24 protein-coding genes are annotated in these 22,973 nt (G+C 67.1%); 11 read left to right on the top strand and 13 right to left on the bottom strand.

Annotated elements, in window-relative coordinates:
• Nucleotides 1-174 precede the first annotated feature (174 nt).
• From ASD86_RS27375 to ASD86_RS05315, 3 genes are all read right to left on the bottom strand, one after another.
• Nucleotides 175-468 (bottom strand): hypothetical protein, encoded by a 294-nt coding sequence (locus ASD86_RS27375; protein ID WP_056107858.1) that lies wholly within the window; start codon nt 466-468, stop codon nt 175-177.
• Nucleotides 469-612: 144 nt separating this feature from the next.
• A complete protein-coding gene (locus tag ASD86_RS05310; RefSeq protein WP_056107862.1) occupies nt 613-984 on the bottom strand; it encodes a tRNA-binding protein in 372 nt (123 codons plus the stop codon).
• Nucleotides 981-2,276 (bottom strand): FAD-binding oxidoreductase, encoded by a 1,296-nt coding sequence (locus tag ASD86_RS05315; RefSeq protein WP_056107865.1) that lies wholly within the window; start codon nt 2,274-2,276, stop codon nt 981-983. The genes ASD86_RS05310 and ASD86_RS05315 overlap by 4 nt, the downstream gene beginning before the upstream one ends.
• A 114-nt stretch (nt 2,277-2,390) precedes the next feature.
• On the opposite strand from ASD86_RS05315, the gene ASD86_RS05320 reads away from it, so the two are divergent.
• The gene (locus ASD86_RS05320; RefSeq protein WP_157476187.1) at nt 2,391-2,831 is read left to right on the top strand and encodes a hypothetical protein; all 441 of its coding nucleotides are present in this window, start codon (nt 2,391-2,393) and stop codon (nt 2,829-2,831) included.
• A 28-nt stretch (nt 2,832-2,859) separates the two neighbouring features.
• Here the strand turns inward: ASD86_RS05320 and galU are convergent, their stop codons facing one another.
• From galU to cmk, 8 genes are all read right to left on the bottom strand, one after another.
• Entirely contained in the window at nt 2,860-3,759 is a 900-nt protein-coding gene (galU, locus tag ASD86_RS05325; protein ID WP_056107872.1) for a UTP--glucose-1-phosphate uridylyltransferase GalU, read from the bottom strand.
• Nucleotides 3,759-5,669, bottom strand: a complete 1,911-nt coding sequence (locus ASD86_RS05330; RefSeq protein WP_056107875.1) for a nucleoside-diphosphate sugar epimerase/dehydratase — start codon at nt 5,667-5,669, stop codon at nt 3,759-3,761. The genes galU and ASD86_RS05330 overlap by 1 nt, the downstream gene beginning before the upstream one ends.
• A 39-nt stretch (nt 5,670-5,708) precedes the next feature.
• A complete protein-coding gene (locus ASD86_RS05335) occupies nt 5,709-6,710 on the bottom strand; it encodes a hypothetical protein (protein WP_056107878.1) in 1,002 nt (333 codons plus the stop codon).
• A 3-nt stretch (nt 6,711-6,713) separates the two neighbouring features.
• Entirely contained in the window at nt 6,714-7,889 is a 1,176-nt protein-coding gene (lapB, locus tag ASD86_RS05340; protein WP_056107881.1) for a lipopolysaccharide assembly protein LapB, read from the bottom strand.
• A gap of 2 nt (nt 7,890-7,891) precedes the next feature.
• A complete protein-coding gene (locus ASD86_RS05345; protein ID WP_056107884.1) occupies nt 7,892-8,164 on the bottom strand; it encodes a lipopolysaccharide assembly protein LapA domain-containing protein in 273 nt (90 codons plus the stop codon).
• Nucleotides 8,165-8,420: 256 nt separating this feature from the next.
• Nucleotides 8,421-8,723: an integration host factor subunit beta gene (locus ASD86_RS05350; RefSeq protein ID WP_036103140.1), complete on the bottom strand. Its 303-nt coding sequence runs from the start codon at nt 8,721-8,723 to the stop codon at nt 8,421-8,423.
• A 208-nt stretch (nt 8,724-8,931) separates the two neighbouring features.
• Nucleotides 8,932-10,620, bottom strand: coding sequence for a 30S ribosomal protein S1 (gene rpsA / locus ASD86_RS05355; RefSeq protein WP_036103144.1), 1,689 nt, complete (start codon nt 10,618-10,620; stop codon nt 8,932-8,934).
• Nucleotides 10,621-10,843: 223 nt separating this feature from the next.
• Nucleotides 10,844-11,536 carry a (d)CMP kinase gene (gene cmk / locus ASD86_RS05360; protein WP_056107886.1) on the bottom strand — a complete coding sequence of 231 codons (693 nt, stop codon included), beginning with the start codon at nt 11,534-11,536 and terminating at the stop codon, nt 10,844-10,846.
• A 306-nt stretch (nt 11,537-11,842) separates the two neighbouring features.
• Here cmk and ykgO point away from each other — a divergent pair, with 306 nt between their 5' ends.
• The 6 genes from ykgO to ASD86_RS05390 all read left to right on the top strand — a co-directional run bounded on the left by ykgO (nt 11,843) and on the right by ASD86_RS05390 (nt 15,797).
• Entirely contained in the window at nt 11,843-11,968 is a 126-nt protein-coding gene (ykgO, locus tag ASD86_RS05365; protein WP_010342887.1) for a type B 50S ribosomal protein L36, read from the top strand.
• 177 nt (nt 11,969-12,145) lie between these two features.
• Nucleotides 12,146-12,475: a hypothetical protein gene (locus ASD86_RS05370; RefSeq protein ID WP_036103150.1), complete on the top strand. Its 330-nt coding sequence runs from the start codon at nt 12,146-12,148 to the stop codon at nt 12,473-12,475.
• 4 nt (nt 12,476-12,479) lie between these two features.
• Nucleotides 12,480-13,517, top strand: a complete 1,038-nt coding sequence (locus ASD86_RS05375; protein ID WP_056107889.1) for an agmatine deiminase family protein — start codon at nt 12,480-12,482, stop codon at nt 13,515-13,517.
• 196 nt (nt 13,518-13,713) lie between these two features.
• Nucleotides 13,714-14,253 carry a hypothetical protein gene (locus ASD86_RS05380; RefSeq protein ID WP_056107892.1) on the top strand — a complete coding sequence of 180 codons (540 nt, stop codon included), beginning with the start codon at nt 13,714-13,716 and terminating at the stop codon, nt 14,251-14,253.
• Nucleotides 14,254-14,349: 96 nt separating this feature from the next.
• Entirely contained in the window at nt 14,350-15,237 is an 888-nt protein-coding gene (locus ASD86_RS05385; RefSeq protein WP_056107894.1) for a carbon-nitrogen hydrolase, read from the top strand.
• Nucleotides 15,234-15,797: a GNAT family N-acetyltransferase gene (locus ASD86_RS05390; RefSeq protein ID WP_056107897.1), complete on the top strand. Its 564-nt coding sequence runs from the start codon at nt 15,234-15,236 to the stop codon at nt 15,795-15,797. Before ASD86_RS05385 ends, ASD86_RS05390 begins: the two co-directional genes overlap by 4 nt.
• 215 nt (nt 15,798-16,012) lie before the next feature.
• Here ASD86_RS05390 and ASD86_RS05395 read toward each other — a convergent pair whose 3' ends face one another.
• Both ASD86_RS05395 and ASD86_RS05400 read right to left on the bottom strand, forming a co-directional pair.
• Entirely contained in the window at nt 16,013-17,047 is a 1,035-nt protein-coding gene (locus ASD86_RS05395) for an NADP-dependent oxidoreductase (protein WP_056107900.1), read from the bottom strand.
• 162 nt (nt 17,048-17,209) lie between these two features.
• Nucleotides 17,210-17,812, bottom strand: coding sequence for a TetR/AcrR family transcriptional regulator (locus tag ASD86_RS05400; protein ID WP_056107903.1), 603 nt, complete (start codon nt 17,810-17,812; stop codon nt 17,210-17,212).
• 493 nt (nt 17,813-18,305) lie between these two features.
• Between ASD86_RS05400 and ASD86_RS05405 the strand changes: the two genes are divergently transcribed.
• The 4 genes from ASD86_RS05405 to ASD86_RS05420 all read left to right on the top strand — a co-directional run bounded on the left by ASD86_RS05405 (nt 18,306) and on the right by ASD86_RS05420 (nt 22,938).
• The gene (locus ASD86_RS05405) at nt 18,306-18,920 is read left to right on the top strand and encodes a TetR/AcrR family transcriptional regulator (protein WP_056107906.1); all 615 of its coding nucleotides are present in this window, start codon (nt 18,306-18,308) and stop codon (nt 18,918-18,920) included.
• 19 nt (nt 18,921-18,939) lie between these two features.
• On the top strand, nt 18,940-19,866 hold the full coding sequence (locus ASD86_RS05410; protein WP_056107909.1) for an alpha/beta hydrolase: 927 nt from the start codon (nt 18,940-18,942) through the stop codon (nt 19,864-19,866).
• Nucleotides 19,867-20,283: 417 nt separating this feature from the next.
• Complete coding sequence (locus ASD86_RS05415; RefSeq protein WP_056107912.1) at nt 20,284-21,489, top strand: TraB/GumN family protein; 1,206 nt, start codon at nt 20,284-20,286, stop codon at nt 21,487-21,489.
• Nucleotides 21,490-21,711: 222 nt separating this feature from the next.
• Nucleotides 21,712-22,938: a hypothetical protein gene (locus ASD86_RS05420; RefSeq protein ID WP_056107914.1), complete on the top strand. Its 1,227-nt coding sequence runs from the start codon at nt 21,712-21,714 to the stop codon at nt 22,936-22,938.
• Nucleotides 22,939-22,973: the final 35 nt, after the last annotated feature.

The following is a 22,973-nucleotide window of genomic DNA, read 5'->3' on the forward strand; positions in this document are numbered from 1 at the left end:
TTAGGCCACGGCTACCCCGCGGATGTGAGCACGACGATCAATCACGACCACGCCGCGCGATTGGTCGTGTCGTGAAAGCGCGACTGTCGTGGAGCGCGGCTATCGTGAAGCACGCTCTGGTGAAGCACGAACGACCGGGCCCGCGCGCAATCGCACGGGCCCGGCGCTGAAGACTTACTTCGGACAGGCAGTGAACTTGCCCTTGGCATCGCGACACCGCTTGGCCTCGGCCTTCTTCGCGCAGGCGATGAACTTGCCCTTGTCGTCGCGACAACGCTCGGTGGCGGCCTTGGCGGGCGCGGCCTTGGTCGCAGGCGCCGCGGCGGGCTTGGTGGTCGGCGCCGGCGCCGGAGTCGACTTGGTCGTCGGCGTCGGCTGAGTGGCGGGCGCGGGCTGCGGCGCGGCGATCGCGCCCAGACTCAGGGACAGCAGGACGGTGGCGAGCGAAACGGCGAGCGTACGGCGCATGGCGAGGTCTCCCGAGAACGCGACCGCAAGGTCGATCGCAGCGAGATGCTAGCAATCCGGGCACCGTCGCTGTGTGTTGGCCGGGTTAAATTTACTTAATCCATCCGCCCTGCCCGCCGGGATCCGACTCCGGTAATTGACGGCTCAGGCCATCCGGGTGCCGTTCGCCACCGGCCGCTCGATCGTGGTGATCACCACGCCCTCGTCGGTCGGAAAACCGGTCAGCAGGAACTCCGACACGAACGGCCCGATTTGCTTGGGCGGGAAATTGATCACCCCGACGATCTGGCGTCCGACCAGATCTTCAGCGGCGTACAGGTGGCGGATCTGCGCGCTGGTCTTGCGGATGCCGTGCGGGCCGAAGTCGACCCACAGTTTCCACGCCGGCTTGCGCGCCTGCGGAAATTCCTCGACCTGGGTCACGGTGCCGGCGCAGAGCACGACTTTCTCGAAATCGCTCCACGCGATCGTCGCGGTGGATTCGGCTGCCGTTGGTTGGGATGTTGTCTGGCTCATCGTCTGATTCCTTCGCTCATGTCTTTCCACGCGTCCTTCCATTGCGCCCAGCTGTAACTCAGCTGCGCCGCCAGCAGGCCGGCGGGTTTCATCGCCGAGACCAGGCCGTAATCGGACAGTTCGCGCCAGCGCTGATCGCCGTCGGCGATCGCCGCGGCGAGCAGCTCGCCGGCGAATGTGGTCGGCGCGACGCCGTGTCCGCCGAACGCCTGCGCCAACCACAGGCCGGGTTCGACCTGACCGATCTGCGGCATCTGGTGCCGCGCATAACTCATCAATCCCGACCACGCGTAATCGATGCGCGCGCCGCTCAGTTGCGGAAACACCTTGAGCAGATCGCGATACAGCAAACGCTTCACGTCCTGCGGCGAGCGATCGCGCACCGAGATGCGGCCGCCCCACAGCAGGCGCGTATCGGGCAGCGGCCGATAGTAATCGAAGGCGAAACGGGTGTCGTAGACCGCCGCGTTGGTATGCAGCGCCTCGTGCAGGCGCGCGCCGAGCGGTTCGGTCACCATCACATAGGTCGCGATCGGCATCACCGCCGCATCGACCCGACGCCGCAGCCCCGCCAGATAGCCGCCGCAGGCCAGCACCACCTGCTCGGCTTGAATCTCGGCGTGCTCGGTGCGTACCCGCCATCCGGCACCATCGCGCTCCAGCGCGAGCACCGGGCTGCGCTCGTGCACGCGCACGCCCAGGCGCGCGGCCAGCGCCGCCAAGCCGTGCGCGTACTTCAAGGGATGAAAGTGCAAGGCCTGCGGTTCGAACAAGGCTTCGTGATAGCGCTCGCTGCGCAGCCGTTCGCGCACGCGCTCGCGCGACCACCATTGCCAGTTCACGCCAAAGTGTTCGGCCAGCAATTGTTGCCGCGAGCGCAGCACGTGCGGATCGCGGAACCAGTTCGCCCAGACGATCCCCGCCTCGACCGCATCGCAGTCGATGCCATGGCGATGGATGCGGCCGCGGATCAGCTCGACCGCGTCGGTGGTGCCCGTGTACAAGGCGCGCGCGCGTTGCGGTCCCAGGTCGCGCAGCAACGCGTCCTCGCCGCGCGAGAAACCGCCGAACACGAACCCGCCGTTACGCCCGGACGCGCCGAAGCCGATCTGCCGCGCGTCGAGCAGCAGCACGTCGGTCAAGCCGCGCTCGGCCAGACCCAACGCGGTATTGAGGCCGGCGAAACCGCCGCCGATCACGCACACGCGGGTCTGCGCCCGGCCCTCCAGCGCCGGCCATTCGGGGCGATGATCGAGGCTGGCGCGATAGTAGTTTTCGGCGGGTATGGACATGGGCGAAGCGCAGCGGTTTGATGGGGGCGGCCGAACGCGCGCAATGCGCGGACCCGCCGCGCCGCCGTCAGCTCGATGCCTTGAACGGATGCCTTGAACGAATGCAGCGAACCCATGCAGCCTAGCCGCGAAATCCACCGCGCCGACCTAGCCTACCGCAGACGCAGCCTGTGGCTGCTCGCCGCGACCGTGCTGGTCTGCGCGATCGGCCTGTGGCATTGGCATGAGTGGCTGACGACGGTACGCGATCAGGTCGTCGCCAGCCCGCCCGAACACGCGCGGCGCTGGTTGGCTCAGGCGATCGTGGTCATGCTGCTGGCGCCGGTGCTGCCGTTGCTGGGATGGGGCCGCGGCCTGCGCCACATGGGCGCGGCCGCGCGCGCGCAAGGCCGGTTTCCGCCGCGCGACTGGAAGACCTATCGCGACGTGAACGTGCTGCGCGATCGCGCCGCCCTGGATTGGTCGCGGCGCAGCGAACGGCTGGGCCGTTTAGCGCAAAACGCCGCCGGACTGTTGGTCGCGGCGGCGTTGGCGGTGTGGCTGTGGTTGAGCTGACTCGCTCAGTCGGACGGGTGGACGTGGCTCAGGCTAGGTCTTCCACGCCCAGTTCGTTCAACGCGTTCTGCATCAACTGGCGCGCCGCGTCACTGAGCTTTTCGTGGTCCAGCGCATAGCGGATGGTCGCCTCGATCAGGCCCAGGTGGGTGCCGCAGTCGAAGCGGGTGCCCTGGAACCGATACGCGTTGACGGTTTCGCGTTCGAGCAAGGTCGCGATCGCGTCGGTCAGCTGGATCTCGCCGCCGGCGCCCGGCGTGGTCTTTTCCAGCAGTTCGAAAATGCCCGGGTTGAGCACGTAGCGACCGACCACGGCGAGGTTGCTCGGCGCGACCTCGGGCGCCGGCTTCTCGACGATCGCGCGGATGCGGCCTTGGCGCGCAGCGAAACCGTCGGTCGCGACGATGCCGTAGCTGGCGGTCTGCGAGCGCGGAACGTCCTGCACCGCGATCACGCTGGCGCCGGTGGCTTCGGCCGCGTCGGCCATCTGCTTCAGCGCGCCAGGGCCGCGGTTCCAGATCACGTCGTCGGGCAGCAGCACCGCGAACGGTTCATTACCGATCACGTCCTTGGCGCACAGCACCGCATGACCGAGGCCCAGCGCTTCGGCTTGAGTGACGAACACCGCGCGCACGCCGGGCGGCAGCACGTTGCGAATCAGTTCGAGTTGTTCCAACTTGCCCGAGCGCTCAAGCTTTTGTTCCAGCTCGTAGGCCTTGTCGAAGTAATCGGCGACCGCGTGCTTGTAGCGGTTGGTGATGAACACCAGTGTGTCGCAACCGGCTTCGATGGCTTCATCGACCGCGTACTGGATCAGCGGCCGATCGATGATCGGCAGCATTTCCTTGGGCACGGTCTTGGTCGCGGGAAGAAACCGGGTGCCGAGGCCGGCGACGGGGAACACGGCCTTGCGAATACGTGGAGGCATCAAATCTTCCTGGCGTTACGGGCGGGGAATGCCACCACCGTAGCCGACTCTTTGTAATCAGGGTGTTCACCCACCGGGTGGAACTCCGGCACCGCGATGCGCAGCAGCACCGCGAGCGCGTCGCGGTCGTAGCGGATCGAGGCTTCGCGCAGCTGTTGCAGCGAGTGCTCCAGCGCGCTGGTCGACACGTCGCGCGGCTCGGCCTGCAGGATCTTGGGGTGCACGGTCGGGCGATAGCGCTCGTCGGCGTGGAACAAGGTCTCGTGCAGCTTCTCGCCCGGACGCAGGCCGGTGTAGACGATCGCTACGTCGCGGCCCGGCTGCTTGCCGGCCAGACGGATCATCTGCTCGGCGAGCAAGCGAATCGGCACCGGCTCGCCCATGTCGAGGGTGTAGATCGCCTCGTGGGTGCCGATCGCCGAGGCCTGCAGGATCAACTGGCAGGCTTCGGGAATGGTCATGAAGAAACGGGTGACTTCCGGGTCGGTGACCGTGACCGGGCCGCCGCTGCGGATCTGTTCGCGGAACAACGGCACCACACTGCCAGCCGAATCGAGCACGTTGCCGAAGCGCACGGTGACGAAGCGGGTCTTGCGCTGATCGGCCAGCGAGGTGCAGGTCATCTCGGCCAGGCGCTTGGTCGCGCCGAGCACGTTGACCGGATCGACCGCCTTGTCGGTGGAGATCAGCACGAAGGTGCCCACACCAGCGGCGCGGCAGGCGCGCGCGACGGTTTCGGTCGCCAGCACGTTGTTGCGCACGGCTTCGCGCAATTGCGCTTCCAGCAGCGGCACCTGCTTGTAGGCGGCGGCGTGGAAGGCGGCGTCGGGTTCGGCCAGCTTGAGCGCGTATTCGATGACGGCCTTGTCGCCGCAGTCGCCGAGGATCGGAATGAATTCGACGTCGGGGAAATCGCGGCGCAGCGCGGTCTCGGTGGTGACCAGGGCAAGTTCGTCGATTTCGATCAGGGCGATGCGGCCGGCGCCGTGACGCGCGCACTGGCGGCACAGCTCCGAACCGATCGAACCGCCGGCACCGGTGACGAGCACCGAGCGCGCGCCCAACCAGCCGCGAATCGCCTTCCAATCCGGCAATACCGGTTTACGGCCGAGCAGATCCTCGATCGCGACTTCCTTCAACTCGCCCGGCAGCGAACGCCCTTCAAGCACGTCCTGCAGACGCGGCACCATCCGGAACGGCACGCCAGTGCGCTCGCAGGCCATGACAATGCGCTGCATCGCATTGGCATCGGCCGACGGCATCGCGATCACCAGCAGCTTGGCCGCGGTCTCGCGGGCGATCTCGGCGACGTCATCGACCTTGCCCAGCACCGGCACGCCCTGCACCTTACTGCCGCGCAGGCGCGCAGCGTCGTCGAGGAACCCGACCGGGTGATAGGTACCGAAGCGGCGCAGATCGCGTACCAGCGCCTCGCCGGCGCGGCCAGCGCCGAGGATCAGGATGCGCACCGACACCGCGTTGGCGCTGTCGATCCGGCTGTCCTTCCAGGCGCGATACAACAGTCGCGGCGCGCCGAGCATGCCCATCAGCACCAGCGGATACAGCACCAGCACGGTGCGCGGAACCTGTTCGACGCGGTTGTACAGGAACAAGCCGAGCACGATCGCGAACAAACCGAGCATGCAGGCTTTGAAGATATTCCAAAGGTCGGGGACGCCGGCGAAGCGCCACAGGCCGCGATACAGGCCGACCTGCCAGAACACCAGACCCTGCGCGAGCAGCACCAGGGCGATTTCGGTCGACCACAGCGGCAACGGCGGCGGCGTGGCGGTGATGCCGAAACGCAGCTTGTGCAGCGCTTGCCAGACCAGCCAGACCATCGCGAGATCGTGCGCGACCACCGCCAATCGGGGCAGTCCGCTTTTGAGACGATCACGCCATGAGCTCATTCTTGCCTCGCCTGATTACTGGTACTGATTGGGTATGCGTCAGCGGCTGCGACCGTCGGGTCGGGTTCCGGTCTTCTGGATCAGCCACCAAAAAAAAGCGCCGGATATATACCATCCGGCCCCCATACACAGCATGAAACCGATTCGGACTTCGGTCACAAGCCGCATGGAGAGTAAGGCCAGCAGCGTGAAAACCGCATAGGCAAGGGTCACGCGCGTGTGCCCGATGTGCCTCGCCCAGACCTGATAAGCGTGCTGGGTGTGCGGGGTCCACCAACGCTCACCGCGCCTCACCCGCCGCAGCAGGGTCAGCGAGGAATCGATCATGAATGCGGCCAGCGGGATCATGACCATCACCAAACCAGTCGCCAGCCCGCCCTGTGAACGCAGCCCCAGCATGCCCGCCGACACCACGGTCAAGGCGGCCACGGCGTAGCCGATCGCGCCGCTGCCGACGTCGCCCATGAAGATCCGCGCGCGCGGGAAATTGAACGGCAAAAAGCCAAGGCAGGCCGCCATCAGGGCCAGCGCCAGCCAGTTCCAGACCGTGCCGCCCAGGCCGACCAGGGCGAACCCGACCAGCGCCGCCTGCGAGGCGGCCAGGCCGTTGATCCCGTCCATGAAGTTCCACACGTTGGTCAGACCGACCGCGAGCACGAACGCGGCCAGCGCCAGCCACGTGTCGCCGAGCACGTACCAAAGCGCGAAACCGAACACCGCCGCCGCGGCCACATGGACCCCCAGCCGCAGCCATGGCGACAGCGGCCTATGGTCGTCGACCCAGCCGATCGCCGCGACCATCAGCAGGCCCAGCGCGAACGCCCACACCACCGGCGCGTGCGAGGGGAAACGAATGCCCAGCGCGACCGCGGCGATCAACACCGCCGCGACGATAGCGATACCGCCGCCGCGCGGGGTCGCCTCGCTGTGGCTGCGGCGTTCGCCGGGCTGGTCGATCATGTTGCTGCGCAATGCGTACACGCGCGCAAGCCAGGTCCCTGCCGCGCCCAGCGCCGCATAGATCGCGATCCACTGCCACATGCTTCAGACCACCGCGTAGTTCAACAGCGGCTTGATCGTGCCCCACTCCTTGCAGCTCGGGCATTGCCAGTGATGGCTGCGCGCGCCGAAGCCGCAGCTCTTGCAGCGGTAGCTCGGGTTGCGCACCAGCAACTGATCGGTGATGTGCTTGAGATCGTGCAGCGTCGCCAGCGGATCGGCGTTCTCGGCGATGGTCAGATCGATCAGCGCCGCTTCGCCGCGCACCGACGGGCGGTCCTTGAGCTGCCGCGCCAGGTAGGCGCGCGCGGCCGGCACGCCGTCCTCGGCCTCGACCATCCGGGTCAGCGCCAGCACCGGGGCGATGCCGCGGTAGTGCTCGCACATTTCGGCCAGGAACGCGCGCGCGCCGGTGGCGTCGCCGTCGCGCTCGTAGCAGCTGAGCAGGGACGGCAGCACTTCGGGCAGGTAATCCGGATCGGCGCGGGCGACCCGCTCGAACGCGCGGATCGCGGCGGGATCGTTGCCGGCTTCGACCTCGACCCGGCCTTCGAGCATGCCGGCGCGCACCGAGTTGGCGTCGGCCTCGTAGGCGCGCTTGATCGCGGCGCGCGCGGCCTCGCTGTCGCCGGCGGCGCGATGGCGGTCGGCCAGTTCGCATTCGAACTGGGCTATCAGCTTGCCCATCGGCTCGCCGGTCGCCGCTTCATAGCGCCGGGCGTTCTCGATCGCCTTGTCCCAGTCGCGTTCGGACTGGTAGATGCCGATCAGGTGGCGCAGCGCCAGCGGCGCCAGGTCCAGCGCGACCAGATCGCTGAATACGGTCTCGGCGCGGTCGAGCAAGCCCGAGCGCATGTAGTCCTCGCCCAGCGCCAGCAGCGCCTGCACCTTCTGTTGATCGCTCAGGCCCGGTCGCTGCACCAGCGCCTGGTGCAGCCGGATCGCCCGGTCAACCTCGCCGCGGCGGCGGAACAGATGGCCCAGCGCGACCTGGGTCTCAAAGGTGTCCTTATCGAGTTCGGCGATATGCAGGAACAGCTCGATCGCCTTGTCGGGCTGTTCGTTGAGCAGGTAATTGAGGCCGCGGAAATAAGTGGTGGACAGGCGGCTGACTTGGTTGTCGCTGTGGCGCTCGCCGCCGCGCCGGCCAACCACCCAGCCGCTGACCGCGGCGATCGGCAGCAACAGGAAGAACCAAAACCACTGGCTGATGAATTCCATGCTCAGACCTCGGGGCCGGCGATCGTGGGCGGCGCCACGACGGTGCGCTGCGCGCGGGCCAGCCGGCGGCGCAGCGGCAGGACCACGCTGGCGCTGATCGCCAGGCCGCCGATCAGCGCGCCGATCAACAGCGCCACGATCAGGGCGATGCCGAGCGAGGTGGCCGGGATGAAGCCCACGCCCAGGTCGATGCTGACGATCTGGCGGTTGAGGGCGCCGAGAATCGCCCCTGCCGCGAGGCAGACCAGGGCGATGAGAAGGCGGATCACGCGCATGGGGAGGGTTCCAACGGTCTTGCACGGTCTCGTGCGTGTCGGTCCTAGCTTAACGGACGCGCATGCGCGCGGCGTGTGGGGGCCAGAAACGAGTGTGGAGGAGTGAGGAGTGAGTCAAGGCGCGATCGCCCTGCCCCCTCGGCCAGTGCGGCCGGTACCTATATAGAGAAGGAATCGAGAGCGGGCCGGCGGCGATGCCGCTGGTTCCTCACTGCTCAAGGCGGCGCAGCCGCCACTCATTCCTGCCTTGAACCTTTCAGCTTTCCTCGTCCAACGGCGTCACGCCGCTGACGCGCTCGCGCAATTCCTTGCCGGGCTTGAAATGCGGGACATGCTTGCCGGGCAGCGCGACCGATTCGCCGGTCTTGGGGTTGCGGCCCAGACGCGGCGGACGGTAATGCAGCGAAAAACTGCCGAAGCCGCGGATTTCGATCCGCTCGCCGGCCGACAAGGCGCCGCCCATCATTTCCAGCAATGCCTTCACCGCCAGATCCACATCGTCGCCCTTGAGATGGGCCTGACGCTGCGAAAGGATCTCGATGAGCTCGGACTTGGTCATGCGGAGTGTTGCCTGGCCTTATGAAGGTCGTTGAAGAGTGCCCGCGACATCGCGGAACGCCGCGATCCCCTGCCGCAGACCGAAGACGGCCGGCATGGCCGGACCGTCCCGGTGTCGCATCGCGGCCGGCGCTGGGCCGGACCGCGACGCGGATACCGCCGGCCGGGACGAATCCCGGCCGTATTGCGATACAACGTAAAGCCCGCGATTACTCGGACTTGCCGCCCAGACGCTCGCGCAGCAACGCGCCGAGGCTGGTGGTGCCGCTGGAGGCTTCCGAGGCGCGGTGGTTGTAGTCCGACAGCGCTTCCTGCTGCTCGGCTTCGTCCTTCGCCTTGATCGACAGCTGCATGCTGCGGCCCTTGCGGTCGGTGCCGATGATCTTGGCTTCGACTTCCTGGCCGACCTTGAGGTACGTGGAGGCGTCTTCGACGCGTTCCTTGGCGATGTCGCGCGCGGCGACGTAGCCCTCGATACCATCGGCCAGTTCGATCGTGGCGCCCTTGGCGTCGACTTCCTTCACCACGCCCTTGACGATCGAGCCCTTGGCGTTGGAGGCGACGTACTGACCCATCGGGTCCTGCTCGAGCTGCTTGACGCCGAGCGAGATGCGCTCGCGCTCCGGATCCACGGCCAGAACAACGGCTTCCAGCGTGTCGCCCTTCTTGAAGTTGCGCACGATGTCTTCGCCGGTGGTGTTCCAGCTGATGTCCGACAGGTGCACCAGGCCGTCGATACCGCCGTCCAGGCCGATGAAGATGCCGAAGTCGGTGATCGACTTGATCTGACCTTCGACCTTGTCGCCCTTCTTGTGGATGGCCGCGAAGGTCTCCCACGGGTTCGAGGTGACCTGCTTCATGCCCAGCGAGATACGACGACGCTCTTCATCGACGTCGAGCACCATGACCTGAACTTCATCGCCGACCTGCACGATCTTGGACGGGTTGACGTTCTTGTTGGTCCAATCCATTTCGGACACGTGGACCAGGCCTTCGACGCCCGGCTCGATCTCGACGAACGCGCCGTAATCGGTGACGTTGCTGACCTTGCCGAACACGCGGGTGTTGGCCGGGTAGCGACGGGCGATGTTGTCCCACGGATCCTCGCCCAGCTGCTTGAGGCCGAGGCTGACGCGGTTGCGCTCGCGGTCGTACTTGAGCACGCGCACGTCGAGTTCCTGACCGACTTCCACGACTTCCGACGGGTGACGCACGCGCTTCCACGCCATGTCGGTGATGTGCAGCAGGCCGTCGATGCCGCCCAGGTCCACGAACGCGCCGTAATCGGTGAGGTTCTTGACCACGCCCTTGAGAATCGCGCCTTCCTGCAGCTTCTCCATCAGCTGTTCGCGCTCGACGCTGTACTCGCTCTCGACCACCGCGCGGCGGGAGACGACGATGTTATTGCGCTTGCGGTCCAGCTTGATCAGCTTGAACTCGAGTTCCTTGCCTTCCAGGTAAGCGGAGTCGCGCACCGGGCGCACGTCCACCAGCGAACCGGGCAGGAAGCCGCGGACATCCTTGATGTCGACGGTGAAACCACCCTTGACCTTGCCGCTGATGCGGCCGGTGATGGTCTCGTTCTTTTCGAGCGCCTCTTCGAGCTCGTCCCACACCATCGCGCGCTTGGCCTTCTCGCGCGACAACACGGTTTCGCCAAAGCCGTTCTCGATCGAGTCGAGTGCGACCTTGACTTCGTCGCCCACGGCAACGTCGATCTCGCCGGCGTCGTTACGGAACTGTTCGATCGGCACGATGCCTTCGGACTTCAGGCCCGCGTTGATCACCACCACGTCGCTGCGGACTTCCACAACGGTACCGGTGACGATCGCGCCCGGCTTCAGCTTGGCCAGGTATTGCTGGCTGGCTTCGAACAGTTCGGCAAATGATTCGGTCATTGGATTGAATATCTCGGTTGAACACACGGGCCGCACCGTTTGACATCGTTGCCGTCGTGGCAACGCAAGCAGAACGTGGTCGACCCACCCGTTATGTGGCGCGATGGAGCCGCACCATGTGTTGTTGGTTGATCCGGCGCAGGATTGCGACGGGGTTTTTGTTGCTGAGATTTTTTCGCACTTCCGCTGCGGACGACGGACTCGCGCCGTTGCCGATGGCCGTTCAGCGCGCAGGCAACAAAGCCAGCACCTGTTCGACTACCGTGTCGATTCCCAGACCGGTGGTATCGATGCGGACGGCGTCTTCAGCCGGTCGCAACGGAGCCACCGCGCGCTGGGCATCGCGGGCGTCGCGGGCCAGAATCTCCCGCAGCAGACCGTCCAAGGTAACGCAAACCCCTTTGTCTTTCAACTGCTTATAGCGCCTTTCCGCCCGTTCGTCGGCGCTGGCGGTCAGGAAGACCTTGAACGGGGCGTCCGGGAAGATCACCGTGCCCATGTCCCGCCCGTCGGCGACCAGCCCGGGCGATTGCCTGAATGCGCGTTGGCGGTCCTTGAGCGCGGCCCGGACCTCCGGAATCGCGGCGATCGCCGAGGCGGCCGCGCCGGCGGTCTCGGTGCGCAGCTCGTCGGTGGCGTCCTGTTCGTTGACCAGCACCCGCAGCTCGCCGGACGGGTCGTCGCGGAAGCCGATGCGGGTGTCGAAGGCGCAGCGGACCAGGGCGGCCGGGTCGGCGAGGTCCAGGTCGGCCCAGCCGGCGGCGACGCCGACCGCGCGGTACAGGGCGCCCGAATCCAGGTAATGCCAGCCCAGGCGCTGGGCGACCAGGCGGCTGATGGTGCCCTTGCCCGAGCCCGAGGGCCCGTCGATGGTCAGGACGGGAATGGTGGTGCTGTCGGAGGATGCATTATTCATGGCGCCTATTATGCGGCGGCTGGAAGCGGTTTCGGCCCGCCCGGCGCTTGAGCCGGCCCGGGCCCGACCGGCGGATCGGTCCTCGCATTCCTGCGCCGCGCCGCTCTCCGGTACGCGACCGGGGCGAGCAACCGAACTCCCCCGACGGCGCAATTGTCCCTTGAATTGAGCTCTATCGCCCCGCTCCGCCCACGCCGAGCGAATTTTTTCACTGCAAGCGCTTGATCGGACGAAGATTTATCCGGTACAATCGCGGGCTAACTTTTCCACCCCGTTTCTTTCACCTATTTTTTGCCGAGGTCTGTCATGAAGGTCCTGTCCTCCCTGAAGTCGGCGAAGGCCCGTCACCGCGACTGCAAAGTCGTCCGCCGCCGCGGCAAGGTCTTCGTGATTTGCAAGTCGAACCCGCGTTTCAAGGCGCGTCAGCGCTAAGAATCGCCGACGGCCCAACCGCCGTACCGGGTTCAAGTCGAAAGCCGCCGCAAGGCGGCTTTCTTCGTTCTTCCACCCCTTTCGCCCCCAGCTTCGCAAAAACGTGACGGCCGCACGCTGCCGTTAAGCGTCACCTTGTGCCTAGAATCCCGCGTCCTTTGACGAGGTGGATTTGCCATGAAACTGCGCATTGCCGTTGCACCCCTGCTTGCCCTGCTCGCCCTGTCCGGCGCCGCCTCGGCCGAGACCCTGTTGATCGAGCGCGTGCAGCAAGAGGGCAAGGCCCTGCTGCCAGTGCGCGGTCAAGGCATGGACCAGGTCAAGGCCCGCTACGGCGAGCCGACCCAGCGCCTGGAGGCGCGCGGCGGTCAGAAGCGGCAGTGGCCGCAGATCAACCGCTGGGTCTATCCGGCCTTCACCGTGTACTTCGAGAAGAGCCGGGTGATCGACGTGGTGGCGAACAAGGCGGACGCGAACGAAGTCGGGCCGAAACCGCCTATCCTTTGAGGTTATGACTAACAACGCATTGCGCTTCCCCGCGGAGTGGGAACCCCAATCCGCGGTTCTTATCGCGTGGCCGAACGCCGACACCGACTGGGCCGATCGCCTGGGCGAGGTCGAGGAAACCTACATCGCGCTGGTCGCGGCCATCACCCGCTTCCAGCCCGTGCTGATCTGCGTGGCCGACGACGACGTGCAGGCGTATGCCCGCGCGCGCTTGTCCTCGGCGCGGATCGACATGGGCGCGGTGCGTTTCATCGACGCGCCCTACGACGACACCTGGCTGCGCGACTCCGGCCCGATCACGCTGAAAGCTGGCGACGGCTTCCGCCTGCTCGATTTCCGCTTCACCGGCTGGGGCGGCAAGTTCGACGCCAGCCAGGACGATCTGCTGGTGGAACGGCTCAGCGATCAGGGAATTTTCGCGAACAGTGAGCGCCAAAGCATTGATTTTGCTTTGGAAGGCGGCGGCATCGAGACCGACGGCGCGGGCACTTTGCTGAGCACCTGGCAGTGCCTGCACGAGCGTCACCCGGACGCCAGCCGCGAAGAGATCACCGCCAAGCTGTCGGCCTGGCTGCGGCAGGACCGGGTGCTGTGGCTGGACCACGGCTATCTGGAGGGCGACGACACCGACGCCCACATCGACACCCTGGCCCGCTTCGCCGCGGTCGACGCCATCGTCTACCAGGGCTGCGACGATCCGGCCGATTCGCATTACGACGAGCTGCAGGCCATGGCCGCCGAACTGGCCGCGCTGCGCACCCGCGATGGCCAGCCGTATCGCCTGTTCGCATTGCCGTGGGCGCAGCCGATCATCGACGAAAACCGAAGGTTGGCAGCCAGTTACGCCAACTTCCTCATCGTCAACGGCGCCGTGCTGATGCCGGCCTACGGCGACGCCCGCGACGGCGAAGCCCAGGCGGTGCTGGCGCAGGCCTTCCCGGACCGCGAGATCGTCCCGGTGCCGTGCCGTCCGCTGATCTGGCAGAACGGCAGCCTGCATTGCGTGACCATGCAGTTGCCACGGGGCGTGGTCGCGGGCTGAGGTCTCGCCTCGTCCTGAGCCAACACAGACATCGGCCGCCGCTTCGGCGGCCGATTTGTATGTAACGGGCCACGGGCCATTTAGCTCCAGGCCATCCACGTCCCAAGCCGCCGCGAGGCTTGGCGAACGGATACCACTGCGACATTCTCCGGCATCTATACGCCACCCTCCATTCGCGCGCGGCTCAGGGGATCTCATGCGTCGAACCATCCTTGCTACCGGCCTGGCTCTCGCCGTGGCCGGCCTGCTCAGCGGCTGCGGCCCGCGCTACTACAAGCCGCAATCGCTGGGCGCCGGCACCGCGACCTTGAACATGAGCCGGGGCGCCATGCACCTGGGCGCTCGTTCCCTGCAGGTGTACGCCGGTTATCGCGACCGCCAATGCTCGCGATCGGCGGGAACTGGCCGCCTGGGCTGGATGTTCACCTACGCGACCGTGAACAAGACCGCCGTGGTCGACGCCGGCCAACGGCTCTACCTTATCGCCGGGTTGCACGAATACAGCGTCGGAGGCCCGCCTGATCAATCGAGCGAGCGGGGCATGTACATGACCCACGGCACCTGCCGCAATCTGGCCAGCTTCATTCCACAGGCCGGCCACAGCTACGAAATCATCCAGGAGCAACACCGGCCGCACACCTGCGAGCTGCGGGTGCTGGACCAGGGCACCGACGCAGCGCCGTCGGACCTGACCGTCGAGGATCCCCGCAACTGTCCGCTCGAAGCCGCCGGCTGATCCGGCGCCCGTCGCACGAGGCCGATCGCGCGACAGAGCAGTCGCGGTCTTCGGCTTTACAATGATCGGCCCCACGCTCGTGATTGCGACCCGACGATGAAGCCCACCACCCTCCCCGTCGCCCTGATCCAGGACCGCGACCACGGCTCGCGCGAGGCCAATCTGGCCAATATCGAAAGCCGCGTCGCCGAAGCGGCCAAGCAAGGCGCCAAGCTGGTGCTGCTGCAGGAACTGCACAACGGGCCGTATTTCTGCCAGCACGAATCGGTGAGCGAATTCGATCTGGCCGAGCCGATTCCCGGCCCGAGCACCCAGCGCCTGGGCGCGTTGGCCAAGCAGCACGGCGTGGTGTTGGTCAGCTCGCTGTTCGAGCGCCGCGCGGCCGGGCTGTACCACAACACCGCGGTGGTCTATGAAACCGACGGCTCCATCGCCGGCAAGTACCGCAAGATGCATATCCCGGACGATCCGGGCTTCTACGAGAAGTTCTATTTCACCCCGGGCGATATCGGCTTCGAGCCGATCGACACCTCGGTCGGCCGCCTGGGCGTGCTGGTGTGTTGGGACCAGTGGTATCCGGAAGGCGCGCGGCTGATGGCGCTGGCCGGCGCCGATCTGCTGCTGTACCCGACCGCGATCGGCTGGGACCCGGACGATCAGCAGGACGAAAAAGACCGTCAGCGCATGGCCTGGATCCTCAGCCACCGCGGCCACGCGGTCGCCAACGGCTTGCCGGTGCTCAGCGTCAATCGCGTGGGCCATGAGCCCTCGCCGATCGGCGCCTCGGGCATCCAGTTCTGGGGGTCGAGCCATGTGCTGGGACCGCAGGGCGAGTACCTGGCCGAGGCCAAGACCGCCGAGCCCGAGATCGTGATGGCGCAGGTCGACCTGGGCCGCAGCGAACACGTGCGGCGGATCTGGCCGTTCCTGCGCGATCGCCGCATCGACGCCTACGCCGACCTGCTCAAGCGGTACCGCGATTGAGCCCGGCCGCGCCCGCGTCGTTGCAACTGCGCCCGGCGGCCGAAAGCGATCTGGCCGCGATCCATGCCCTGTACGCGGTCGAGGTGCGCGAGCACTTGGCGACCTACGAATACGACGTGCCCGACCTGGCCGAGATGCATCGCCGCTGGCGCGCGATCGTCGACGCGGGCTATCCCTATCTGGTCGCCGAATGCGACGGCACCTTCGCCGGTTACGCCTACGCGACCAGTTACCGCACCCGCATCGGTTATCGCTGGACGGTGGAGAACTCGGTCTACATCGAACCGGCGTTTCACGGCCGCGGCATCGGCCGCGCGCTGATGCTGCGGCTGATCGACGACTGCACCGCGCTGGGGTTCCGGCAGATGGTCGCGGTGATCGGCGACGGCAGCAACGCCGCCTCGATGGCGCTGCACGAGCGCCTGGGTTTCAAGCTCGCCGGCGTGTTTCACGGCCTGGGCCGCAAACACGGGCGCTGGCTGGACACGGTGCAGATGGTGTTGCCGCTCGGCGACGGCAATGTCGGCGAGCCCGATGAGAACGTGCCTGGGTTGAAGTAAGCCCGTCTCGAATAAGCCGATCGCTCGTGGCCGAAACGATGCTTGAGGTCGGTGGGTCACTCGGCTTGCGTGGGCGCGGCCTCAGCCTCGGCGCCTTTCGTTCCGATCGCATCGATATTCCATCGCGACGGTTCGAACTGCGCCGGGCCTGAATGGCCTTGCCACCAAACCTCCGGCCGCATCATCGCGAGCGGAAGCAATTCACCTGCATCGGATCAAGCCTCCGACACACGCACCACCAACTTGCCGAAGTTGCGCCCTTCGAGCAGACCGATGAACGCCTCCGGCGCGTTCTCCAGACCGTCGATCACGTCCTCGCGCACTATCACGCGGCCAGAGTCGATCCACTCGCCCATGTCGCGGCGGAAGGCCTCGAAGCGGTCGGCATAGTGGTCGAGGATGATGAAACCCTGCATGCGGATGCGCTGTTGCAGCACCGTCGCCATCAGCAACGGCAGACGGTTGGGCCCGGGCGGCAGGCTCTGGCGGTTGTAATCGGCGATGTGCCCGCATACCGGCACCCGCGCGCCCTGGTTGAGCAACGGCAGCACCGCGTCGAACACTTCGCCGCCGACGTTCTCGAAATACACGTCGATGCCGTCGGCGCAGGCCGCGGCGAGTTGCTCGGCCCAGCGCGGATCGTGGCGGTCCAGGCAGACATCGAAGCCCAGCGTCTCGACCGCATACCGGCATTTGTCGGCACCGCCGGCGATGCCGACCACGCGCGCGCCCTTGAGCTTGGCGATCTGCCCGACCACCGAACCGACCGCGCCGGTCGCCGCGGCCACCACCACGGTCTCGCCCGGCCGGGGCTGGCCGATATCGAGCAGGCCGACATAGGCGGTGAACGCCGGCATGCCGAGCCCGCCCAGCGCGCGCGAAGGCTGCGCCATATCGCCGAGCGCGGTCAGGTCCGTGCCGTCGGACAGCGTGTAGTCCTGCCAGCCGGCGTTGGCGAGCACCAAATCGCCGACCTGGAAGCCGGGATGCCTGGACACGACCACGCGGCTGACCGTGCCGCCGATCATCGGCGCGCCCAGGATCACGCCGGGCGCATACGAGGTGCCGCCTTCTTCCATCAAGGTACGCATGTAGGGATCGAGCGACAGATACTCGGTGCGCAACAGCACCTGACCTTCGGCCGGCACCGGCACGGCGGCATGATCGAGGCGGAAGTCCTGCGCGGTCGGCAAACCTTGCGGACGGGCGGCGAGAAGGAAGCGGCGATTTACGGTGTCGCTTTGCGGCATGGGATGAGGTCCGGTTGGCGTGGAAGATCGGATGAATTGCTGCGGTTGTGTACAGACGCGGCGGCGGCAGGCAGAGGTGATTCCGGGTGGTCGCAGCTTTAAATAGACCGGTCGTCTATAAAACAGACAAAGAAAAGGCGGGAAGGCCTGCGCCTTCCCGCCTCAGGCGATCGCGACCAGTCCCAGCAAGTGCCGGGTGCTGGCCATGGCGGTGTCCAGCGGCGCGCGGTCGCGGGTGATCTTGGCCAGCAGGCTGGCGCCGAGCCAGTTCTGGTAAAGCTCGGCGCCCGCCAGGGCGGCATCGCGAGGGGCCGTCAGCGAACCGTCCGCGCGACCGGCTTCGATGCAGCGGGCCAGCCGGTCGGTGATCCCGCGGGTGCCGCGCGCCAGCGCCGCGCGCATGCTTTCGGACAGATCGCAGACCTCGGCCCCGAGCTTGACCACCAAGCAGCGGCTCTGCGCTTCATCGCCGGTCTGCGAATCCAGCCAGTCGTGGAAGTAAGCGCTCACTCGCTGCGCCGCCGTGCCCGGCTGCGCCAGCAGCTCGTCCATCCGCCCCAGGTAATCGGCGAAATAGGCTTCGAGCACGGCCTCGCCGAACGCCTCCTTGGAGCCGAAGTAGTGATAGAACGAACCCTTCGGCACCTGCGCCGCGCTCAGAATCTCGGCCAGGCCGACCGCGGTGAAGCCCTTGCGCAGCAGCAAGGGATGGGCGACGTCGAGGATGTGTTGGCGGACGTCGGCTGTGGCGGGAGTGGCGTTCATGGCAGGCACATTAGCGGCCATTAGACCGGTCGTCTAGTGACGGTTGGCGAGGCCTCAACCGGGCCATTCTGTCCCGGGGCCGCGGCTCGGCGAGCGCTGGACTGCCAAAGGCTGGGCGCCTCGATCCGATCCAGTAGCAGACCTTAGGTCTGAGCGGCTGTGCCACAGAAGCCCCATGCCAATTCGTGCGAGGGCCTTTGCATGCGGCTCAACCCTGGCCCGGCGCGCTGCGACTGCGCCATGGCTACGCCACCGAGCAAGCGCGCGACGGCCGGGACCGCACAGCCGGCCCCACCCACTGAGTTCGACTCAGTACCGTGCCAGTTCGACCTAAGCCCGCATCCCGATGCACACCTGCGCCTAAAGACCGATGGCCCAGTCACGCGAAAAGCGCACTCTCGACACTAAGCCTGTGCTCGGCTTTACTCGATCCGCACACTCGCTGCCGACGAACGGCGACAATAAAACGAACGGACGTGCTATTTTCCACCCCATGTCGACCCTGACCGCCACCAACAAAGGCGCCGCCACCCGCGACGCGATCCTCGAGCAGGCCTACGGCATTGCCTGCTCGGCCGGATTGGAAGGGCTGTCGATCGGTCCGCTCGCGGCCGCAGTCGGCATGTCCAAGAGCGGCGTGTTCGCTCACTTCGGTTCGCGCGAGGATCTGCAACTCGCCGTGCTCGACATGGCCGGACAGCGTTTCGTCGGCTATGTGCTGCTGCCGGCCTTGCAACAGCCGCGCGGGCTGGTGCGCCTGCGCGCCATCGTGAATGCCTGGTTCGACTGGTCGCGGCACACCGACGGTGGCTGCGTGCTGCTCGGCGCGGTCAGCGAGTACGACGACCGGCCCGGCCCCCTGCGCGACTGGGTGGTCGAACAGCAAAAGCGCTGGCGCCAGGTCCTGGGCCAGGCCGTTCAATTGTCCATCGACACCGGCGAACTCGGCGCCGACACCGATACCGAGCAACTCGCGTTCGAAATCTACGGACTGGCGCTGATCGTGCATCACGATGCCGGCCTGTTCGGTTTCGACGCCGCCACCGAACGCGGCCGGCGCGCCTTCGAGCGCCTGATCCGCTCCTACGCGCCCTCCCCCACCGCCTGAGCGCCCGACGAGGTCCGTCATGTACCCGCTTATCGCCAAAATTAGCACGACCGTTCGTAACGCAATCAAGCTGTACGGCCTGCGCCTGAGCTTCGTTTTCGGCGGCTGGTTCGCGCCCGAGGCGACCATGCGCCGCGCCGCCGACCTGTTCTGCACCCCGTTCGCCTCCTCGCGTCGGCGCGCGCTGGCCGCGCCGACCTTTGATGCGCGCGAAGACACGCTCGACATCGACGGCCATGCCATCGCCGCCTATGTCTGGGGCGATCCGCAGCGCCAGCCGTATGTGTTGTTCGCGCACGGTTGGTCCAGCCATGGCACCCGCGTCGCCAAGTGGCTGCCGCAGTTGTTGGCCGAAGGCTATGCGGTGGTCGCGTTCGACCAGCCCGGTCACGGCCGCAGCGGCGGGCGCCTGGCCACCCTGCCCGACTTCACCCGCCATCTGCACCAGGTCGGCGAGCACTACGGCCCGGCCGCGGCGGTGATCGGCCATTCGCTCGGCGGCGCCGCGGCGCTGCTGGCGATGGCGCGCGGCCTGCGCGCCGAGCGCGCGGTGCTGATCGCGCCGGCCGCCGATCCGGTCGCCGCGGTCAAACGCTTCGCCCGGTTCCTGTGGGTCGGCGACGATCTGTGCCGACGCATGTTCGCGTATTTCGAAACGCGCATCGGCATCAGCTTCGATTCGCAGCAGGCGCATCGCAACGCCCCGACCATCGCCCGCCCGGCCCTGATCGTGCACGACCTGGACGATCGCGAAGTGCCCTGGGCCGAGGGCGAACGTTATGCCCGTTACTGGCCCGATTCGCGCCTGCTCAGCACCCAGGGCCTGGGCCACAACCGCATCGCCGACGACGGCGGCGTGATCGTCGCGGCGCTGCGCTTCCTGCATGGCGAACAGGTCGGGGACAAAGTGGTGTCGAGCGAGAATCTGCCGTATGGGTTTGCTTGAGTGGCGCCGGGCGAACCCGCGATCGATATGAAACGGGTAATGAGTCGCCAGCAGTGAGTAACGAGTAAGAGTCCGCGTGGCATGCGATCGGTCTGGTCGGGGCTCCACCCCTCCGGCCTCGGCCAGGCCGTTCGCCTATCGCACGCGCTGCCGTCGCGGCGGCCTGCGACGGCCCGCAGCGAACCTCGAGCTGGACGATGGCGGGCGAGCGAGACCCGACCCGCCCCATCGCCCCCGTACCGCGAGTCGTCCGCCGCATCCGCCGCCACCGCCGCGAAACCACCGCTGCGCGCCGCGCGCCGCCAGTGCCGGACCGCCGTCGCGGGTTTGCCGGCACCCCTGCCCGACCTCTATGCTGCGGGCCTTTCTGTGCTCCGGCACAGCACCTCGCCGCGCGAGCCAGAAGCCCCCATCCGAATGAATGAACCGCTGAACGACGGCCTGCACGGCCAACCGCACGCCATCGTCGAACGCGACGGCGTCCGCTACACCCTGCTGGGCACCGCGCACGTGTCGCAGGCCAGCGTCGACGCGGTCCGCGATGCGGTCGGCAGCGGCCGCTATGACGCGGTCGCGGTCGAACTCGACGCGCAGCGCCTGCAGGCGCTGACCGACCCCGACGCGCTGGCCAAGCTCGATCTGATCCAGGTGATCCGCTCGGGCAAGACCGCGCTGTTCGCCGCCAACCTGGCCCTGGCCGCGTACCAGCGCCGGCTCGCCGAGCAGCTCGGCATCGAACCGGGCGCCGAACTCAAGCGCGCGGTGCTCGAAGCGCGCCAGCGCGAACTGCCGGTGCATCTGATCGACCGCGAAGTCGGCCTGACCTTCAGGCGCGCGTCCAGCAAGCTGGGTTTCTGGGGCCGCGCCAAGCTCGGCGTCGGCTTGATCAGCGGGCTGTTCGCCGCCGATGAGGTCGGCGAGGAAGAAATCGAAAAGCTCAAGCAGGGCGACATGCTCGAATCGAGCTTCGGCGAGTTCGCCGCCGAAAGCCCGCAGTTGTACGAAACCGTGATCGCCGAGCGCGACCGCTACATGGCCGCGCGCCTGCGCGAGACCCATGGCGACGCGCGCGAAGTGCTGGCGGTAGTCGGCGCCGGCCACCTGCAAGGCCTGGCCAAACACCTGCGCGAAGACACCCAGGATCCGGTCGAGCAGCGCACCGAACTCGAACAGGTCGCGACCAAGAGCAAGGTGCCGTGGGTGATGATCGTGATCACCAGCCTGATCCTGGCCGGCATCGCCTGGGGCTTCTGGAAAGGCGGCGTGGCGATGGGCGCGGACCTGCTGCTGCAGTGGGTGCTGTACACCGGCGGCCTGGCCGCATTGGGCTGCCTGCTGGCCGGCGGCCATCCCTTCAGCGTCATCACCGCGGCGGTGGTCGCGCCACTCAAACCGTTCCGTCCCGGCGTACCGACCGGCGCGCTCAGCGCGCTGGTCGAGGTGCATCAACGCAAGCCGGCTTACGGCGACTTCATGGCCTTGCGCGACGATGCGCAGACGCTCAAGGGTTGGTACCGCAACCGGGTGGCTCGGGTGGTGTTGAACTTCATGCTGACCAACATCGGCACCGGCATCGGCGTGTGGATCGCCGGATTCCGGATCGCCAGCAAACTGGTCGGCTGAGGCGCGACGATCCCGGCGACGCATCGTCCATCGATGCGCTCGCCGCTCGCGACGGCGCGCCGCGGATGCGCCGATTCAGCTGAGCCATCGCGCGCGCGGCCACGGCGATAACGATTGCGCGCGCTGGCGACCTGTCAGTTTTCGCCGTTGACTTGGCGTTGGTGCCGCCCGATAGTTCGGCACCGGATGGATCCATCCGCGGCAGGCTACGCGCACAACGCCATGGATAAGGCAAGCACCGTCACCGACAACGCGCCGGCCGCACCAGCGTCTTGCGCCGACCGTAGCGACAATCCGGCAATCGCCGTGCTGGATTCGCGATTGCCGCTGCAAGGCATCCAGATCCAGGCCTGGCCCGACGGCGAATTCCTGATAGGCAACGCCGCCGGCAAGCACTTGGTCGCCGGCAAGGAAATCGCGCTGATCATCCGCGCGCTTTGCGCCGCGCCGGACGGCGCGCAAGCCTACGCTCGCTATGCCGCGCAAGGCGGTCGCCTGGCCGAAGCGGCGTTCCTGACGCAGGCCTCGCGCTGCACCGCCGCGCTCGCGCTGACGCCGTCGCCGGCCGCTCCGCCTCGATTGTTTTTCCGCCGCACGGTGTTGTCGCCCGATCGCGTCGCTCCGTTCGCGAACATCGCCCGGCACGCCTTCGTGTTGCCGTGGGCCGCGCTCGGCGTGCTCGCCGCCTTGGCCGCGCCGGTGTTGGCGATAGCGGTGTTCGGCGAACGTCTGGCCGCGACCTGGCTGAGCCTGGACCAGTCCATCGCCGCGTTCGTGCTGATCCTGCTCGGCGCGGCGATCCACGAGTTCGGCCATGCCGGCGCCCTGGTGCGGCACGGCCAACCCGCCGGCGCGATCGGTGCCGGCCTGTATCTCGGCGCGATTCCGGTGTTCTACGCCGATGTCTCGCGCGCCTGGCGCCTGAGCGTGCGCGCGCGGGTGGTGGTCAACCTCGGCGGCGTGTATTTCCAGGCGATCTATGCCACGGCGCTGATGCTGCTCGGCGCGGTCGCCGGGTATCCGGCACTGCAGATGGCCGGCGCGCTGTCGGTGATCCTGGCGCTGACCCAGTTCATGCCGTTCGCGAGCACCGACGGCTACTGGGTGCTGAGCGATCTGCTGCGCGAGCCGCGCCTGGGCAAGTTCGACGCCAAGCTGTTGCGCGAATGCAGGCAAGGTGACGCGGCCGGTCGCGAGGCGCGCTTGCGGCTGGCGTATCAACTTTGCAATGCCGCCGTCGTCGTCGCGATCCTGATCGTTTCCTTCCGCCACGCCTCCGGCCTGCTGCGCGCCATCGCCGATTCCTACAGCACCGGCATCGTGTCCGACACCTTGCGGCAACCTTCGCGTTGGCTGTCGCTGGTGCTGCTTTGCTTCCTCGTCTATCAACTGCTGGCGGTGGCGCGCCGGCTCGCGAACAACGCCAGGTCACGCCGCCGGCCTGGTTGAGCTCTACCCGAAGCGCGGCCTCGAAATGGACTGTC

This window comes from Lysobacter sp. Root690, from assembly GCF_001427785.1.
Taxonomy (GTDB): Bacteria; Pseudomonadota; Gammaproteobacteria; order Xanthomonadales; family Xanthomonadaceae; genus Lysobacter.